At 61.3% G+C, this 16,843-nt stretch carries 15 protein-coding genes and 1 pseudogene; 7 read left to right on the top strand and 9 right to left on the bottom strand.

Annotated elements, in window-relative coordinates; genetic code table 11:
• From AC1DN0_RS37665 to AC1DN0_RS37645, 5 genes and pseudogenes are all read right to left on the bottom strand, one after another.
• On the bottom strand, nucleotides 1–462 hold a 462-nt coding region (locus AC1DN0_RS37665; RefSeq protein WP_477146456.1), incomplete at its 3' end, for a lipopolysaccharide biosynthesis protein.
• Between the two features lie 72 nt (nucleotides 463–534).
• Nucleotides 535–1,692, bottom strand: coding sequence for a nucleotide sugar dehydrogenase (locus tag AC1DN0_RS37660; protein ID WP_477146455.1), 1,158 nt, complete (start codon nucleotides 1,690–1,692; stop codon nucleotides 535–537).
• A gap of 100 nt (nucleotides 1,693–1,792) precedes the next feature.
• Nucleotides 1,793–3,780: pseudogene (locus AC1DN0_RS37655) on the bottom strand (polysaccharide biosynthesis tyrosine autokinase).
• 20 nt (nucleotides 3,781–3,800) lie between these two features.
• Entirely contained in the window at nucleotides 3,801–4,238 is a 438-nt protein-coding gene (locus tag AC1DN0_RS37650; RefSeq protein WP_441625764.1) for a low molecular weight protein-tyrosine-phosphatase, read from the bottom strand.
• Entirely contained in the window at nucleotides 4,235–5,374 is a 1,140-nt protein-coding gene (locus tag AC1DN0_RS37645) for a polysaccharide biosynthesis/export family protein (RefSeq protein ID WP_441625766.1), read from the bottom strand. Before AC1DN0_RS37645 ends, AC1DN0_RS37650 begins: the two co-directional genes overlap by 4 nt.
• Nucleotides 5,375–6,434: 1,060 nt before the next feature.
• Here AC1DN0_RS37645 and AC1DN0_RS37640 point away from each other — a divergent pair.
• From AC1DN0_RS37640 to AC1DN0_RS37620, 5 genes are all read left to right on the top strand, one after another.
• A complete protein-coding gene (locus AC1DN0_RS37640) occupies nucleotides 6,435–6,776 on the top strand; it encodes a hypothetical protein (RefSeq protein WP_441625768.1) in 342 nt (113 codons plus the stop codon).
• Nucleotides 6,777–7,195: 419 nt separating this feature from the next.
• Nucleotides 7,196–7,684 (top strand): hypothetical protein, encoded by a 489-nt coding sequence (locus tag AC1DN0_RS37635; protein ID WP_441625770.1) that lies wholly within the window; start codon nucleotides 7,196–7,198, stop codon nucleotides 7,682–7,684.
• Nucleotides 7,685–7,847: 163 nt separating this feature from the next.
• Nucleotides 7,848–9,122: an SDR family oxidoreductase gene (locus AC1DN0_RS37630; RefSeq protein ID WP_441625772.1), complete on the top strand. Its 1,275-nt coding sequence runs from the start codon at nucleotides 7,848–7,850 to the stop codon at nucleotides 9,120–9,122.
• Nucleotides 9,119–9,601 carry a DUF2269 family protein gene (locus tag AC1DN0_RS37625; protein ID WP_477146454.1) on the top strand — a complete coding sequence of 161 codons (483 nt, stop codon included), beginning with the start codon at nucleotides 9,119–9,121 and terminating at the stop codon, nucleotides 9,599–9,601. The genes AC1DN0_RS37630 and AC1DN0_RS37625 overlap by 4 nt, the downstream gene beginning before the upstream one ends.
• A 121-nt stretch (nucleotides 9,602–9,722) precedes the next feature.
• Complete coding sequence (locus AC1DN0_RS37620; protein WP_441625776.1) at nucleotides 9,723–10,883, top strand: GGDEF domain-containing protein; 1,161 nt, start codon at nucleotides 9,723–9,725, stop codon at nucleotides 10,881–10,883.
• A 116-nt stretch (nucleotides 10,884–10,999) separates the two neighbouring features.
• On the opposite strand, the gene AC1DN0_RS37615 is transcribed toward AC1DN0_RS37620, so the two are convergent.
• On the bottom strand, nucleotides 11,000–11,461 hold the full coding sequence (locus tag AC1DN0_RS37615) for a CopD family protein (RefSeq protein WP_477146453.1): 462 nt from the start codon (nucleotides 11,459–11,461) through the stop codon (nucleotides 11,000–11,002).
• A gap of 265 nt (nucleotides 11,462–11,726) precedes the next feature.
• Here AC1DN0_RS37615 and AC1DN0_RS37610 point away from each other — a divergent pair, with 265 nt between their 5' ends.
• Together AC1DN0_RS37610 and AC1DN0_RS37605 are read left to right on the top strand one after the other, a co-directional pair.
• A complete protein-coding gene (locus AC1DN0_RS37610; protein ID WP_441625780.1) occupies nucleotides 11,727–13,700 on the top strand; it encodes a sensor domain-containing diguanylate cyclase in 1,974 nt (657 codons plus the stop codon).
• 108 nt (nucleotides 13,701–13,808) lie between these two features.
• Nucleotides 13,809–14,270 carry a GNAT family N-acetyltransferase gene (locus tag AC1DN0_RS37605; protein WP_441625782.1) on the top strand — a complete coding sequence of 154 codons (462 nt, stop codon included), beginning with the start codon at nucleotides 13,809–13,811 and terminating at the stop codon, nucleotides 14,268–14,270.
• Between the two features lie 84 nt (nucleotides 14,271–14,354).
• Here AC1DN0_RS37605 and AC1DN0_RS37600 read toward each other — a convergent pair whose 3' ends face one another.
• The 3 genes from AC1DN0_RS37600 to AC1DN0_RS37590 form a co-directional block, all read right to left on the bottom strand.
• A complete protein-coding gene (locus tag AC1DN0_RS37600; RefSeq protein WP_441625784.1) occupies nucleotides 14,355–14,975 on the bottom strand; it encodes a class I SAM-dependent methyltransferase in 621 nt (206 codons plus the stop codon).
• Between the two features lie 724 nt (nucleotides 14,976–15,699).
• Nucleotides 15,700–16,386 (bottom strand): hydrolase, encoded by a 687-nt coding sequence (locus AC1DN0_RS37595; RefSeq protein WP_441625786.1) that lies wholly within the window; start codon nucleotides 16,384–16,386, stop codon nucleotides 15,700–15,702.
• A gap of 165 nt (nucleotides 16,387–16,551) precedes the next feature.
• On the bottom strand, nucleotides 16,552–16,843 hold a 292-nt coding region (locus AC1DN0_RS37590), incomplete at its 5' end, for a Bug family tripartite tricarboxylate transporter substrate binding protein (RefSeq protein ID WP_477146452.1).

Below are 16,843 nucleotides of genomic sequence, written 5' to 3'. Positions count from 1 at the left end.
CCACTTCTTTCTTATTGCCCAAAACTGAACAATGCTATATAGGCCTGTCGTCATAATCCCTATTGGAAGCATCCATAGATACGGGACTAATTCCTTATTCTTCAAAAAAGCGCCAAATTCCGGTCCGCCTAAAACCACGATGATGGTCGTGATTAGCGATATAGCTATCAGAAAGACTGTCGATAGCACAACTAAATTTGCGGCATCCTCGTCGGACTCTGCCAGAGGAATCGCCGCCTCCAGCCGCAAGCATGCTGCGACGGAAATAATTCCAAGCAAGGCGCTGTAAACGGCCAATGCGCTGAAGTCGCTTGGCGTGTATAGCCTTGTTAACAGTGGCAATGAAAGCACCGTGAGTGCCTGCGCAAGGCTGGTGCCGCCGGCCAATACCGTCACTGATCTAACAATTTTGTTTGATCTAATTATTTTAAATTTCTCTAGTATTGCACGGCTGGCGGCCATCGACGGAATTCCACTAACTCTTTGCGCAGGGTAGTACCACGTAGTTCATGCGGGCACTAACGATCTGACACCTCACAGTCTGGCGTCTACGTCACTCTTGGCTAATATTCCCTTCACGTCGTAGATGACACCGCGGTTATTAAGGAGCCCGCGAAGCGCGTTGATACCCAAAGTCTTGAACTCTTCATGGCCAACAGCTATAACCACGGCGTCATATTTCTCCGAATCTTGCAAGTCAGACTGGAGCTCGATGCCGTACTCCCTCCTGGCCTCCGTAAGATCAGCCCAGGGGTCGAAGACTTCCACTCGCGCGCCAAAAGCCCTTAATTCAGATACGAGATCTATTACACGGGTATTCCTCAAATCTGGGCAATTCTCTTTGAATGTAAAACCCAAAACCAATACTCTGGCACCAGAGATCGCATGGCCCTTTTTGATCATGAGCTTTACAACTTCGGACGCGATGTGCTGACCCATTGCATCGTTGATTCGACGGCAAGCGAGCAGGATATCCGGATAGTAGCCAACGGACTGAGCCTTCTGAATCAAATAATATGGATCCACGCCAATGCAGTGGCCTCCTACCAACCCTGCTCTAAATGGCAGAAAATTCCATTTGGTACCGGCGGCTTCCAAAACTTCGGTAGTGTCAATACCGAGTCGATGAAAAATCAGTGAGAATTCATTGATCAAGGCTATATTAGCGTCACGCTGGGTGTTCTCAATGACCTTAGAGGCTTCTGCGACCTTGATGCTGCTAGCCTTATGGGTTCCAGCATTAATAATCTGCCTGTACAACTGATCAACTACTTCCGCTATCTCAGGCGTGCTACCGCTAGTCACCTTCTTGATACCCGGCAGGCGGCGCTCCTTGTCACCTGGATTGATTCGCTCCGGACTATAGCCGCAGTAGAAGTCAACGTTAAATTTCTTGCCGCTAAATTTCTCCAGAACGGGCACGCATACTTCTTCGGTCGCGCCTGGATAAACGGTTGATTCATAAATCACGATTGCACCACTCGGCATGATTCGGCCGACTGCCTCGCTTGCTTTAATCAGTGGCGTCAGGTCTGGACGCTTCGTATCGTCAACCGGTGAATTTAGCTCCGCAATTCTTGACGTACTGATGTCATAACCGATGACTGGCGTTTTTTTGCCGAACTCGACGGCTAGCGGGAGACCAACGTAGCCGAGGCCGATAACGGCGATCTTATGGGTGCTAAGTATCATATGTAATTTATTAAACACAGGTATCAATTAACGATGATTTTTTGACCTACCACCCACTCCATATTCAACCCTCTATATATATATTTTATTTTAATTAATTCTAACTTCTTGCTTTTTCAATTTCGCTAGCATAGCCGTAGTAAGCATATCGATATCTACCATACTTCGATCCGTATCCGTAACGATATGCGCTTGCGTCCAAACCATTAAACACGACACCATTTACATCGGCGTTTGATTGCCGAAGTTGCTTGGTTGATTCTGATATTTCGCCTATGGTTGTCTTCTCAAAACGAGTGACAAGAAACACCGTACCGCACCGGGCGGCCAGAATGGCCGTGTCAGATACTGCGAGAACGGGTGGGGTATCTATCAAGATCAAGTCGTAGCCTTCACTCACCTCCTGCAACAAGGTCACCATGCGTTCGTTGAGCAGCAGCTCGGCGGGGTTGGGGGGCAGGACACCAGTGCTGAGGAAATCCAGGTTCTCAAAGACGTTGCGGTGTACGGCTTCATCGAAACCGATTCTTCCCACAAGCACATCGGAGAGGCCACGCTGCCGCTCTTGCCCGAAGTACTGATTGAGATAGCCTTTCCGCATGTCCGCATCGACCAGTAGCACGCGCTTCCCGCCGGAAGCCATCACCAGTGCCAGGTTTGCAGAGATGAAGGACTTCCCAACCCCCGGTGTAGGGCCGGTCAGCAACACGCGATTGTTGTCCGCATCTAGCATTGCAAACTGCAACGCGGTACGCAGGCTACGCAGGCTTTCAATGGATGGGTCATTGGGGTAGCGATCCGCCAGTAGGAACTTGCCGCGTTTACGAAGACGGATCTCTTCACTGAGTATCGCTTGCTGCTGCGCCCCACATAAAGGTCGTTGTTGACCTGCACATCACGCATGAGGCGCAGAGTGTCCTGCTCCACGTTGGGGAACGTCTTCATACGAGCTGCCATGCCACCCACTTTTGCGCTTAAGGTGGCAATCTGCTGATCCAGTGCCTGAATGCTCGGATGGGTCGCGGTAAACCGAGTCAGCAGTTCAGTACGTTTCTGCTTCAACTCAAGCAGGCTCGTTTCGGCAGTCACGCTCTCCTGCAGGAATGCTTTTCCTTCTTCGCTCAGGTTGAACGTATTGCGCTTGTTGCRCATCTCGTTGTACCTGACTTCAGCGCGCTCAAGCTCAGTCTTGAGCTGAGGGAGCAGGTCACCGAGAAAGACCAGGGACTTCTCTGCCTCGGCGGCTTTGCGCTTGATGTTCTGAGCGACATATTCGTCGCCGATATCATTAAGAATGCTGGCGGTAAGCTTCGGGTTGGTGCCATCCAGCGAGGCGCCGATGATGCCACTCTGCTTACCTTTCTCGGCAATCTTGAGTTGATCCTGGAGCTTCTCCAGCGTCTGCAATCGCGACGCACGTACCAGATTGAAGATGATGCCGGGCTTGGCCTTGAGGTCGGTCACCAGGAGGGAGAAACGTCCTGCATTCTGTTCCGCCTGCAGCAACTCCCCTACTCGGCCCTCCAACGGCTGGTCCAGGCTGTCTTGCTCGAGCCGGTAGCGGCCCTCGCCCAGCGCCACCAGGTTGAACTTCTCCCCTTCCAGGGAATCCGGCACATCGAAGCGATCGACGCTAATCGACTCTTTTGCCCACGCATAGCCGCCAAAGCCCAGCAAACCCGGTTCGGATAGTCCTTTCGCGCGGCTGGCAATCCACGCCCCGACAAATGGCAGGTATTTCGGCTTGGCGGATATGTAGAGGTGCAGGTTGTCCACGGCCTTTCCAACCACCATGCGCGAGCGAAGAATCTCGATCTCCGCGGTCGCCTCCGCCTTCACATCAAACAGACTGGACACGTCGCCCAACAGGCTCTTTGCGCTGTTCGGGTTGTCTTCGACCTGGACCAGAATATCTGCCTGGTACACCGGTCGGGCCAAAAATGCATACGCAACACCAAGCGCAAGCACCACGGCGGCAATCGTCACGATCAGCCAGCGGCTGGCGATCAACACGTCCAGATACCGAACGAGATCGATTTCGTCTTCCGGCGGTCCGGCAACAGCAACAGGGGGAGGATTCTGATTCATAAGCTCAACTGCGAATGCTGTTAACGGAGCGCCTGGATGCGCGGCACCCAAACTTCCACGCCACGCTGGATCAACTGCAGCGCGTTCTCAAAGGCGGGGAGCGCCTCGCGATATGGGTCCGGCACATCGAACCTGGCAAGTTCGCCAAGCCGGAATACCCGCCCCGTCGTCGCCGGATACTGTCGCTGGATCTCCTGCTTTTGCGGGTTGTCCATCACCAGGATCAAATCGGCTTGCGTGGCGATTGCGCGATTGAGCTGGCGCGCACGGTGGCCGGTAATGTCCAGGCCCAGGCCACTCATCAATGCAACCGCGTGCGGATCGGCCGGTTGGCCAACCAGCGCGCCCAACCCGGCCGACACGACATTCGCCTCGGGCAGCGCTTGCTTAAGCAGCGCTTCCGCCATCGGACTGCGGCAAATGTTGCCTATGCACACTACGAGCACGGTCTTGATCATTTGATCGTGTTCGCGGTGGAGTTGAAGAAGTTGCCGCTCGGGAGCAACTGGTTGATCACGCGGCTCCAGCGGACTACCCCGGCTGCGTCGACATACACGACGTCCTTGGGTTTCAGTTCGAACGATTCCGCCAGCGCCAGCGACACGGGCGACTTTCCGTCAAGGTGGAAGACTTCAGCTTCGCCGTCCACGTTCTTGCGAATCACATAGAGTTCCTTCGCATCGGCGGAAACGGGATTGACGCCGCCGGCTTCGCCAATCGCTTCATTCAGCGTGAGGCGGCCATTGCGCGGCAGAATCGTCGATGGCCGCACCACTTCGCCGGTGACAAACACCTTGCTGTCTTCGCGCTGTTCCACACGCACGATGTCGCCATTGCGCAGCATGACGCGTGCGGGGTCGATGCCTTGTTGCAGTAGCGCGGGCAGATTGACAAAGTAGTTCTTGCCGCTACGGGCAATGCGAATGCGGCTGTTGTCGCCGGTGGTGACATTGACGCCGCCGGCGCGATTGAGTGCTTCAACCAGCGTCATCGGCACGTCGTCGATGTTCTGCGGGCCGGGGGTCTTCACTTCGCCATCCAGGTACACGCGCTTGCTGCGGAAGGCGAGCACGCGCACGGTCACCTGGGGCATGTTGACGACGCCCTTCAATTGCTTGCTGAGCTCGCCACGGATCTGGTCCGGCGTTCTGCCGAGAACAGTGAGTACGCCTGCGTACGGAAACTGGATGGTGCCGGCGGGGCTGACCACGTATCCCGGTACGTTGGCTGCGCCACTATAGTTGGGAATCTCGTACGCGGATCCGATGGAGTAGGTCTGGGTGGGGAACACGAGTTCGGGGTGGTCCCACACGACGATGGAGAGGATGTCGCCAACGCCTGCCGTATAGGGCTCCGGCGTGCCAAACAGTTCGCTTACATCTGCGTTGGCCGGCGTGGCGGCGGCTTTCATCGCGCGCACCAGGGCGGGGGTGATGGGGGTGACTTTGGGTACGGTATTCGGATCTTCCGGATCAAGCGGGCGCTGCGGATCGAAGCGCATCCCCGGCGCCAATGCGCAGGATGCCAGCAACGGAATCATCCCCAGCAACAGTACCGCTCTACGGTAAGACAGAAGGCTTGAAAGCTTGAACACGTCTTGATAATTCCCTTGAAACCCGAAAGGTCCGCACTCCCGCCCGTCTCCTGGCCGGGGATTGCTGCGACGAAGCCGCTTATCCAACATGGCACACGTCGGTGCCTTTCCACTACCTGGGCGTGCCGGGCGGAGATGAACTTTGCGGCGATGACTTTGTGATGCGTGCGCTATTTCCTTGCACTGCATCACAGCGTTGAGCCCGGCGAAGTGTATGGCTCATGGGGGTCGCTCTTCAAGGCGGCGCGGGCGTTTTTGCCCTGTTTTCTATCCCCACTGAAGAGTGGACCCGACAAAGGGAGGGATGTCATCAGAAGCGGTGATGCAGAAGAATTCAGCTTGTTTTCATAGTGGAAAATTCCGTCATTTCCTGGGGTTTTGGTTCGCTTTTTTCGCTTCGGCTTTTCATTGCATATTTGCTGCGTTGTCCGGAATCTTCTTTGCGGGCGCGAAGAGATTTCTTGCGTTGCGGCGGATTCTTCCGCCATCCCTTTGCATGTTCGGAAAATCCGGCAATACGAATATTCCGGTACCCCCACAAGGGAGGGAAAGCGCGTAGCCGCGAGGACTGCCATGCTGACTCAATTCCGTGCGTGAAGGCGATCGCGTAAAGCGGGCAATTACCGATAGAGCCAGCGCTTTGCTTGCGGCCACTTGCACACGCATGCGGTACCTCACGAAAGTCGGAAGCACCATAAAAAAAAAGGGTGTAGGCGCGGGGAGTGCCTACACCCTATCGGGAATTAGCAAGGGGTCACGCTTGCTGATCTGGATTATTGAGGCGCGCGGTACCCGCTGTTACCCCGCTTAGGTAGGCCCCACGCTTAGGTGGGGAATGCACGGCGTCCAGGCCGCCCGAAGTGTCCGCGGATGGTCGATTCGGCAAGCCTGCGCGAGTGATTCCTACCAAGGCAGGGTACCGGTGCGGCGCTGTCGAAATCAGAATTCACCGGTGATTCATCACGGGTCAGGCATCTGTCCATCCGCGCTGGCCAATGCACGATTTTTTGCGTGGGCGCGCGTTGGAGATAACTGACGCAAACTCGAAGGGCAGAGGCGGATGCTGGATTTAACCGAGAAGCATATGGAGGCCGGGGCTACAGCATTCGGAGCGCGGGAGGCCTGGGTCGAGGCGCACCTGACGCCGTCGGGCTGGACATATGGCAGCTATAAGGATGAGGACGCACCCCCGGTCCTGGTCTCGACGCCCAGCGAGGCGGTGCTGACGGTCAGGCGACACTATATTGTTGGTGGCGGCGCCGCTCCCCGGAGGCTCAGCGAGGTCCGCACAACGCGCACGGACTCCACGCGAGAAATCATCCGCTTGCTGGAAACCTTCGGTGAGCCGCATTTCAATTTCAGGACGCTTCAGGTGCCGAGGGTACCCGGCGTTGGGTTGTGACAGGATTTTGACTCCAGCGCCGTGGGCAGTGCACAGTCCGAGGCTGGAGCGCCGTTCATGCCACCTCGGGCGGACACGGATCGTTCCTTGTATCTGCCCTGTTTTCCGCACCGCGCCGGAACGACAGCCTGGCCGCCATGCCACCGCTGACCGCCTGGCGACAGCGCGCCCGCCTCTAGCCCCGAAGGATGACAGGCTAGGTCAAACGGCGCATTGACAGTGCGCCGCCAGGGCCTAACATCGGCTTATTCCCACTCAATTGCCTCGCTGCAGCCAGATCCTGCCGAAAGCCGCAATGCAAGCGCCTTAACCGGCATACGTATACACTGCCGTTTTTTCGCTGGATACAGGCCCGGCAAAGCCGTGCCGAGGGCGGTGCCCGAACGGCCGATAGCAACGAAACAATAGCTGATAGAACAATGAAAGTTTCGACTACCAACGTCCTCAACATCCTGGAGCAGGACGAAATCGCCGCGGTGCGTGATCTGGCGCGCATGGTTTCGCACCCTCGGTCCTTCGTCCTGCTGCGGGCCGCCTTCGTGCTGATGGCCGTGGTGGCCGTGCTGTGTTTCGCGGCCGGTAGCTTCCAGTTGTCCGGCTTTGAGAACGTGGGGATCGGTGCGGCGATACTGGCCGCGCTGCTGTTCCTCGCCGAGCGCCGCTGGTTTGGCAACCGCGACGAGGTAGTGGTGCCGGCGGCGCAAGTCGATGCGCTGCGCACGCAGCTTCGCCCGGAGATGTTTGGCAAGCTGGAGGAAGTCGCAAAGCGCCTGACGCATGATGGCCCGGGGGACGGGATTATCCGGGTTCGCACTTTGTGGCAGTTCTTGTCGGAGTCCGTGGCAAGCGATACGCTCAAGCGCCGCAATGCGCGGCGCTCCCCCACCAAGGAATCGCGGACGGGCTGAGTCGCCTTACGCGCGCGGAGCGGCAAGGCCGCCCTCCCTTCGAGTCACCCTTTCCGCTCATACTGCCGGGATGCCGCCCCCCCCACGCGGCATCCCTTGACTTCCGGTCACTCGTTCTGTAATTTCTGTTTACACAGAAATTACAGAAACAACAGGTGACACGATGCGGATTTTGGTGGCGGGGGCTAGCGGGCTGGTGGGATCGGTTTTGGTGATCCGTTTGCTGGCCCAAGGGCATCACGTGGTGGCGCTGGCGCGGCGGCCCGGTGCGCTTGCGCGCCATCCCCGGCTGCACTGCATCGCGGGCGACCTGACTGCCTGGACCACGCCGGCGCATTGGCGCGCTGCCTTGCACGGCGTCGATGCCGTCCTCAATGCGGCAGGGATCTTCCGGGAAAGCGGGCGGCAACGCTTCCAGGCACTGCACGTGGATATGCCGCGCGCGCTGATGCTGGCTTGCGAGCAGGCTGGCGTGCGCCGCATGGTCCAGCTTTCCGCGCTCGGCGCGGCTCGCGATGCCGCTACCGCTTACTGGCGCAGCAAGGGCATGGCCGACCATGCCTTGCGGGGCAGCAAGCTGGACTGGTTGATCGTGCAGCCGTCGCTGGTATATGCGCCATCGGGCCGCAGCGCCACTTTGTTCCGGCGGCTGGCGGCACTTCCCGTGCTGCCGGTGCCGGCGGGTGCCGGGCATGTACAGCCCATCCATATCGACGACCTGGTGGCGCTGCTGGCCAATGCGCTCGGCGGGAACTGCGCGGGCCGGCGCACCGTGCCAGCGGTCGGCCCCGCCCGGCTCGGGGTTGCCGGCTGGCTTGGCGCTCTCAGGGCCGGCATGGGCCTGCGCCCGGCACGGTGGCTGCGCGTGCCGGGCTGGCTCGCTGGCCTGTGCGCGGCGGGCCTGGCGAGACTTCCGGGCGGCCTTGTCGACCGCGACAGCCTGCTCATGCTGCGCACCGACAACAGCGCCAGCCCGCGCGCTGCCGCCGCGCTGGCCGGGCGGCCCTTGCGCGCGCCGGCCACCTTTGCCTCACCCGCCGAGCGGCTGCCCTCCTTGCTGTACTGGTACTTGCGCCTCGCCAGGCTCGCCATTGCCGCTGTCTGGCTGGGCACCGCCTATGCCTGCTTCGCGGATCCGGCGGCCGGCGCGGCCTTGCTGCGCGATGCGGGCCTGCCGCCCGGCTGGCGCTTGCCGCTTGTCTGGTTCGGCGCCGGCCTGGACCTGGCGCTAGGTTTGCTGGTGCTGTGGCGGCCCACGCGCGCCGTGTGGGCGGCGCAACTGGCGCTGGTGCTTGGCTATACCGCGCTGATCACCTGGCTGGTGCCGGCGTGGTGGGCTCATCCCTTCGGGCCGGTCCTGAAGAACCTGCCGATGCTGGCCTGGTTCGTTTTCTTCCCCCAGATAGACCCCGATGCGCAGACCGAGGAGCAAGCATGACCTACCTGATCGTCAAGTGGCTGCACATCTTGTCCGCCACCTTTATGTTTGGCACGGGCTTTGGCACCGCCTTCTATATGTTCTTTGTCAATCGCAGCYGCAATGTGCAGGCCATGGCCGTGGTGACTCGCTGGGTGGTGCGCGCCGACACCTGGATCACCGCGCCCGCGGTGGTCTTCCAGCCGTTGAGCGGGCTTTACATGATGCACGCGGCGGGATACGCGCCATCGGCCTCCTGGTTGTGGATTTCCCTGTCGCTCTATGCGCTCGCGGGTGCTTGCTGGCTGCCGGTGCTGTGGCTGCAATGGCGGATGCGCGATATGGCCGGGCAGGCCGCGCTGGCATCGCACGGCGCGGCGGACACCCGCGCGCTTGCGGCGCGCTACTGGTTATATGAGCGGATCTGGGTAGCGCTGGGCTTTCCGGCCTTCGGCGGCCTGCTGGTGGTGTACTGGCTGATGGTAAGCAAGCCGGCCTGAGCATCGGGGCCATGGCGGCATTTGGCATGGACATGAACATGGGCAGGGTTGACCCCCAACCTCCGGCCGTCAGTCTTTGGTAGGATTACCGATCGTCACTGACGGACCATGCGCGCTGCCAATGCCCCAGATCGATCTGAGAACGACGGTCTTCCTTTCATCGGTCATGTCGGCCCTGATGTCGGTTGTCCTGCTATCGGCCTACTACAGTTTTCCGCGGACCATCAAGGGGATCGGGTACTGGGTGGCAGGCTCGCTGATCCTGGTCGTCACACCGGTGCTGTTCTGGTTGCGGGGTATCGTCCCGGACTGGCTCTCGATCGTGGTGGGCAACGCGCTGTTGCTCGGCGCCGTTGGCCTGTGGACGCTGGCGATACAGGCGTTCTACGGTCGGCCGCAAACGCGCAGCCTCGCGGCCGGGCTCACGGCGGTGGCGACCCTGCTGCTGGCCTGGTTCGCGCTTGCGGCCCCGAATTATGTGGCCCGGGTGGTCATCGCGACTTTCTTCGTGTCGATCTTCTACGCGATGCAGTGTGTCCTGATCCTGCGCCATGGCGAGCGGCATTTCAGTACCTACTTCTTTGGCGGCCTGATGGCCGCCCAGACGCTGGTGGTGATGGTGCGATTCGCGACCAGCCTGTTCGCCGGCCTGGCCGAGCAGACGCTCTTCGCCCCCGGCGACATCGTCCAGATCCTCTATCTCAGCGCCAACACGTTCATGGTCCTGGCGTTGTCGGTCGCCTTCATGCTGGTGATCACGCGGCGGCTGCATGTGGAACTCGACATCCTCTCCAGGACCGATCCACTGACGCAGTTGCTCAATCGCCGCGCGCTGTACGATGCCGGCCAGCGTGAGCTGGACCGGATGCAGGTGGATGGCGGAGAGATGGCCTTGCTGCTGATCGACCTGGACCACTTCAAGCGCGTCAACGACAGCCTGGGACATGCCGAAGGCGACCGGGTGCTGAAGGAGTTTTCGGCCATGCTCAAGCGCGAGTTGCCGGCCCATGCCTATCCCGGCCGCTTCGGCGGCGAGGAGTTCCTGGTGTTGCTGCCGCGTACCGGCATGGACGGCGCGCTGGCCCTGGCCGAGCGCCTGAGGTCGATGTCCGCCCGGTTTTTCGGCAGGCCTATTGCCGAGCTCACCATCAGCATCGGCGTGGCCTGCCTGGATAAGACGGAAACGCGCCTCGATGGCGCCATTGGCCGTGCCGACCTGGCACTCTACCGCGCCAAGAGCGCGGGCAGGAACCGGGTCGAGGCGGTGATGGAAGCCGCTTGAGCCGTTGCCTCCGGGGCGGGTCCGCTGGCCCCGCGCGTTAGTCCGGGATCATGCCGCAAGGCAGGTTGGCCACCGCGCCCGGGACCGGGGCGCCCGGAAGGCGACCCCGCGCGAAATCAGGCGAGCAGCCGGCCCAGCGTTGCCACCGCGATGGTTAGCGCGCCGAGCAGCAGGTTCAGGCCCACGGCCTGCCGGATGCGACCCAGCGCGGCGCCGCYGGCTTTCCAGTCCTGCGCGTCGACGGCGCGGCGGAGTGCGCCATACGGGCCAAAGTACACATAGGCAAAGATCGCGATCATGACCAGCCCAATGCCGGACATGGCATGCCAGTGCCTGGGCGCCGCGGCGAACCCGACCCCGGCAAGCATGGATATGCCGCTGATGGCGATCAGCGCGACCGCCACCCAGACCCAGGCCAGGAAGCGTGCGAATACCGCACGCCACAGGCGCAACCGCTGCGGCGGCTCGAGCAAGGTGCCCGCGGCCGGGCGCAGGCAGACATAGGCGAAGAACATGCCGCCCACCCACAGCGTGACGCCGGCGATATGCAGGAAATGGAGTACGGGATCGAGGGTCATTGGGGGAGGATTTCCTGCTGGCGGGCTGCGGCCGGGCTGGTGACTGTTGGGGGAATGCCGCATTTTAGCCTCCGAAGGCCACTTACGCCGGCGAAAGCCACCGACAAGGCACGTAAGTCCGAGCATCCCTGTCGGCAACGCGGGATTAATACCCCGCTTCTGCTAACCTACGAACCGGGTCAGTAGCCTGCGGTGGAGGACGGGCAGCCGGAACGGAAAGTGCCGGCAATCGGGCTAATCCGAAAACTCCAATAATAAGATACTCATGCGGCACTCCCTAAAGTACCGGGTGGCCTTGGCTACCGCAGTCGTGGTGACGTTCATCATCCTGGCGCGTGCGCTGTTCGCCCAGTATTACGCGTTCCAGAGCCTCAAGGCATTGCGGCAGGCGCAGCAAGAGACGTTGGTCAAGCTCGTCGCCGAACAGCTCGATGAAAAGTTCGAGTCGCGGGCTAACGCCTTGCGCCGCCTGGCTCGCCAGCTGGCGCCCATGCTGGGGCGCTCGCCCGCGGAGATGAAGCACTTCGCTGCCCAGGCCGTCTCCATCCCGGAAACCCTCAATGCCGTGTTCCTGGCGTGGCCCGACGGGAACATGGCGTTCAGCACCGCCGTTCCCGCCGGGCAACGCATCCACCTTTCGGACCGCGACTATTTCCGGGAAGTCGTCCGCGGTTCGGAGTTTGCCGTGTCCGACCTGCTGCGCGGGCGGATGAGCGATTCGCCCGGCGTCGTGCTGGCTGTCCCCTTGCTCGGCCCGGACGGGAAGTTGCTCGCGGTGGTTGGCGGGGCGTTGAATTTCACGGAAAGCAACTTCCTCGGCCAGCTGGCGCACAGCCGGGTTGGCCTGACCGGGAGCTATTGCCTGGTTTCCACCGGCGCCAACCCGCGTTACGCGATGCACCCGGACCCGTCGAAGGTGATGACCCCGGCCAAGGCGCTCGGCGAGGCCTGCGGCCTTGAAGCACCGCGTTCCGACTGGGAAGTCCTCAGCCCGACCCAACCTGTCGTGGCGCGTTACCTGCTCGAATCCAATGGCTGGGAGGTGGTGTCCGTCCTGCCTGCCAGCGAAGCCTACGCGCCCATCATCGAGGCCCGCCGCAAGACGATCATGGCCGCGGGACTCTCCCTCGTGATGGCCGCCCTGATGATGTGGGTCGTAATACGGCGCATGCTGGCGCCCCTGGAGCTGCTGCACCGCGTGGTGAGCGAGGTGCCCAAGGATCCGGCCGCACTGGCCTCGCTGCCCACCAGCCGCAACGACGAGATCGGCGAACTGGCCACCACGTTCGGCGCGGTCATGCGGCAGCTATCCGAACGCGAGGCCGCGCTCTCCGCCGCCAAGGATCGTGCCGCCGAGAGCGAGAAGCGCATCGAGGCCATTGCCAACCACGTGCCCGACTTCATCTCGTTCATCGACATGAACGAGCGCTACATCTTCGTCAACGAGGCCTATGCGCAGCGGTTTGGCCTGCCGGTGCGGCAGATCGTCGGCCTGACGGTGCGCGAGCTGTGGGGCACCCCGGCCTATATGGCATCGAAACCTTACCTGGAGCAGGCCTACCAGGGCACGTCGGTCACCTTCAGCCTCGAAGGCAAGGACGGCGCCGAGTATGTGGAAGTCACGTACCAGCCTGCATGGAATGACGGCCAGGACACGGTCCAGGGACTGTATATGTTCGCGCGGAACGTGACCATCGAGCGCCAGAAATTGCGCAGCCTGGAAGCGCAGACGCTGACGGATCACCTGACTGGCCTGCTCAACCGCAAGGGTTTCGACCGCCGCATGGCCGAGGCCATGACCCGCGCCAGCGCCGACCACATCAACGCAGCGCTCCTGCTGGTGGATGTCGACGATTTCAAGGCCATCAACGACACCTATGGCCATGCCGTTGGCGACCGGTTGCTGGCTGCGTTCGGCGAGCGCCTGACCGCGTGCGTGCGCACGGGCGATGCGGTGGCCCGGATCGGCGGCGACGAATTCGGCATCGTGCTGGACGAGGCGTTCAGTACGGCGACGCTGGAACGCATCGCCCAGGCCATCGTGCAAGCGGCAACGCGCGCGCATTTCATCGAAGGCCATACCATCGTGGCGACGGCCAGCGTGGGCATTGCCATTCATTACCCCGATGACGGCCAGACCACGAACGAGCTCTTCATGCGCGCCGACATGGCGCTCTACGAAGCCAAGCGTGGCGGCAAGGCCCGGTATACACCGCCCACGTCGAGCAGCCGGGCTTAGTCCGGCCTGGCATGGCTTGCCCCGGACGGCCGTCCCCGGCCACAATGCAGGCTGGCGGCGCAAGGGTGCCCGCCTTCAAGCCCGTATATCGAACCCGAGGATGACACCGTGACCGACCCGATCCTGATCCGCCCAGCCGAGCCAGGCGATTTCGAAGCATGGAAGGTGCTATGGGATGGCTACAACGCCTTCTATGGCCGCAAGGACGAAACAGCGCTGCCGGCCGAGATCACCCGCATGACCTGGTCGCGTTTCTTCGATGCCTACGAGCCCATGCACGCCCTGGTGGCGGAGCGCTCCGGGCAGTTGCTCGGGCTGGTGCATTACCTCTTTCATCGCAGCACCATCCAGATCGGCCCGAGCTGCTACCTGCAAGACCTCTTCACCACCGAGGCGGCGCGCGGCGCTGGCGTGGGCCGCGCGCTGATCGAAGCGGTCTACCAGCGCGCGGAGGCCGCCGGCGCCAGGCGAGTCTACTGGCAGACGCACGAAACCAATACGACGGCGATGAAACTCTACGACAAGGTCGCGGAGAAATCCGGATTCGTCGTTTATCGCAAGCCTGCCTGAGGCGGCAAGGGGTTGCTGGATGTCCGCGCGGGTCGGGCCGTCGCATTGATGCGTTGTTACCACGCCGCCGGACGCCTGGACCGCTCAGCACGGTTCCTTGCGGCACAGGCAGTAGATGAACTTCTGAACCGTCCCGAACGGCGTGTGGTGCTCCTCACGCTCCTGCCGGAGCAGCGTGAATGGCGCACCAAACTCGGCATGTAGCGCGTCAGCGCTGTAGCGCATGACAGGAAGACCGCTGCACTGCTCTGGCCCGTCCTCCGCGAAGGTCGCGACGATGACGCTGCCCCCGGGCTTGACTGCGCGCAACACGGCCCGGACGTAGGCTTCACGCTCCTCAAGCGTGGTCAGAAAGTGAAAGACCGCCCTGTCGTGCCAGACGTCGTAGGCGTGGATGGAAAGCTCCAGTTGCGTAACGTCGCCAACCAGCCACGAGACACGATTTGCACGCTCACCCAGGCGGGCCTTGGCCGCCGACAGCGCGGCGTCAGACAGGTCCAGTACGGTGAGGTTCGTATAGCCCTCGCCGACCAGGTCATCGACCAACGTGGAGGCGCCCCCGCCCACATCGATCATCGCCGCGTCCGGCGCCACACCCGTTTGCCGGATCAGTTCGACGGACTGGCGAGCATGCTCCTGGAACCAGCTCACGCTGGTCGGCCCCTTCGCCGTGTAGACCCGCTCCCAGTGTTCCTTGGATTGCATACGCCCCCTCACAGATGAAACATCGCTAAGTTGCAACCGTCGCAACTCCAACTTTCACTTTACACAAGGTGACTGGAACCAGGGTCACGGTCGGCGCGGAGACCGGGATCGGTTGCGTGCAAATTTCCGGAAATCCGCACCCAGAACCGCGATGACAGCCCATATAGCCGCTCGTCATAAGCCGGATAACAAAACTGTCTGCTGCAATGCGCAAACGCCGCGTTTGCAGGCCTGCTGCGGGCCTATCCTTTGGAGGCGGCTCGCTCGCACAGGAACAACCACCAACAGGAGGTGCAGCATGCTAAAGACAGTTATCTTGCTCGCAGTGGCCAGCGCGGCCCTCGGCTCGGCCGTGGCCTACGGGGGTGTGGGTCCGCGGGACAAATACACGGATGGTGCAAATACCATGGGACCTCGGGATCCCTATGGGGACGGCGCCCGGGTGATGGATCGCCGCGACGTGTTCTCCGATGGAGCCTGCACGGAGAGTGGCGCAACGCGGTGACTGGCCACCCATTATTGAGCATGATTGGGTAGGCATGGGCGCCTGAGGATGTGTGCCCATCTGTGTGCCTGTCTGTGTGCCTATCGCACCGTGCAGCCTTTGATAGCAAGAGCCCCTCGTTGACAGGGGCTCTCTCTTTGCACTCCTTGCTTCTGCCAGCAGCCGTCCTGGGTGTGCTGTTAGACGTTCCCGTTGTTTCAGGCCACGCCTGCCGGCCTGTCAGCGAGCCGGCACCGGCGCGAGGGATTCGTGCGTCGTGGCCGTGCGCTGCGCTGCCTTGTGCACCATGGTGTAGGCATAGTCCACGCCCATGCCGTAGGCGCCCGAGTGTTCCTTGACCAGCTTCATCACGGCATCGTAGGTGTCGCGGTGGGCCCAGTCGCGCTGCCATTCGAGCAGCACCTGCTGCCAGGTCACCGGCACCACGCCGGCCTGCACCATGCGCTGCATGGCGTAGTCGTGCGCTTCCTTGCTGGTGCCGCCCGAGGCGTCGGCCACCATGTAGATCTCGTAGTCGCTGTCGTGCATCGCGGACAAGGCGAAGGTGGTGTTGCAGACCTCGGTCCACAGGCCCGCGACGATGATTTTCTTGCGGCCGTTGGCGGCCAGCGCGTCGCGCACCTTCTGGTCGTCCCACGAGTTCATCGAGGTGCGCTCCAGCGTCTTCTGGTTGGGGAATACATCCAGCAGCTCGGGGTAGGTGAAGCCCGAGAACGACTCGCTCTCCACGGTGGTGATGGTGGTGGGGATGTTGAAGATCCTGGCGGCCTTGGCCAGCCCAACGGCATTGTTCTTCATCGCCTGGCGGTCCATCGACTGCACGCCGAAGGCCATCTGCGGCTGGTGGTCGATGAAGATCAGTTGGCTGTTCTGCGGGGTCAGCACTTCGAGCTTGGCGTTGGTCATGATCTCTTCCCTTTCTAGTCCACATGGTTGAATTATTTAGAACGTCGCGCTTTGCGGTGTTGCGCCGTCCATGGGTTGAACTTTAAGTGAGCGAAGAGGGTCGATGTGCTGAATTGGCAGGATAAGTTGTTCAATTTTATTGATGAATAATTGGCGTGCGCCGCGTCACTCCGGCTCAATGCCCGCCGCCTTGATCACCTTCGCCCATTTCTGCGTCTCGCTGCGGACGAAGGCTGCAAGTTCATCCGGCGTGGTGGGTGCAGGCTCGCCACCTGTGCGGCTGAAATACTCGGCGGCCCTGGAATCGGTAAGCCCCTTGCGCACCATCTGATTCATGCGTTCCACCACCGGCTTCGGGGTCGCGGCAGGAAAGAATGCCGCCGACCACGCCACCATTTCATATCCGGGTAGGCCGCTCTCCGCCATGGTCGGCACGTCCTTCAGCACGGGATGGCGC

It is taken from the genome of Cupriavidus sp. 05N39, assembly GCF_056397325.1.
Note: the sequence above shows the minus strand (reverse complement) of the source record. Positions and strands in the feature narration are given on the sequence as shown.

Coding starts and splice junctions, on each gene's coding strand:
- AC1DN0_RS37660 (WP_477146455.1), bottom strand. CDS start 1,692: ATGATACTTAGCACCCATAAGATCGCCGTTATCGGCCTCGGCTACGTT.
- AC1DN0_RS37650 (WP_441625764.1), bottom strand. CDS start 4,238: ATGATCAAGACCGTGCTCGTAGTGTGCATAGGCAACATTTGCCGCAGT.
- AC1DN0_RS37640 (WP_441625768.1), top strand. CDS start 6,435: ATGCTGGATTTAACCGAGAAGCATATGGAGGCCGGGGCTACAGCATTC.
- AC1DN0_RS37635 (WP_441625770.1), top strand. CDS start 7,196: ATGAAAGTTTCGACTACCAACGTCCTCAACATCCTGGAGCAGGACGAA.
- AC1DN0_RS37630 (WP_441625772.1), top strand. CDS start 7,848: ATGCGGATTTTGGTGGCGGGGGCTAGCGGGCTGGTGGGATCGGTTTTG.
- AC1DN0_RS37620 (WP_441625776.1), top strand. CDS start 9,723: ATGCCCCAGATCGATCTGAGAACGACGGTCTTCCTTTCATCGGTCATG.
- AC1DN0_RS37610 (WP_441625780.1), top strand. CDS start 11,727: ATGCGGCACTCCCTAAAGTACCGGGTGGCCTTGGCTACCGCAGTCGTG.
- AC1DN0_RS37600 (WP_441625784.1), bottom strand. CDS start 14,975: ATGCAATCCAAGGAACACTGGGAGCGGGTCTACACGGCGAAGGGGCCG.
- AC1DN0_RS37595 (WP_441625786.1), bottom strand. CDS start 16,386: ATGACCAACGCCAAGCTCGAAGTGCTGACCCCGCAGAACAGCCAACTG.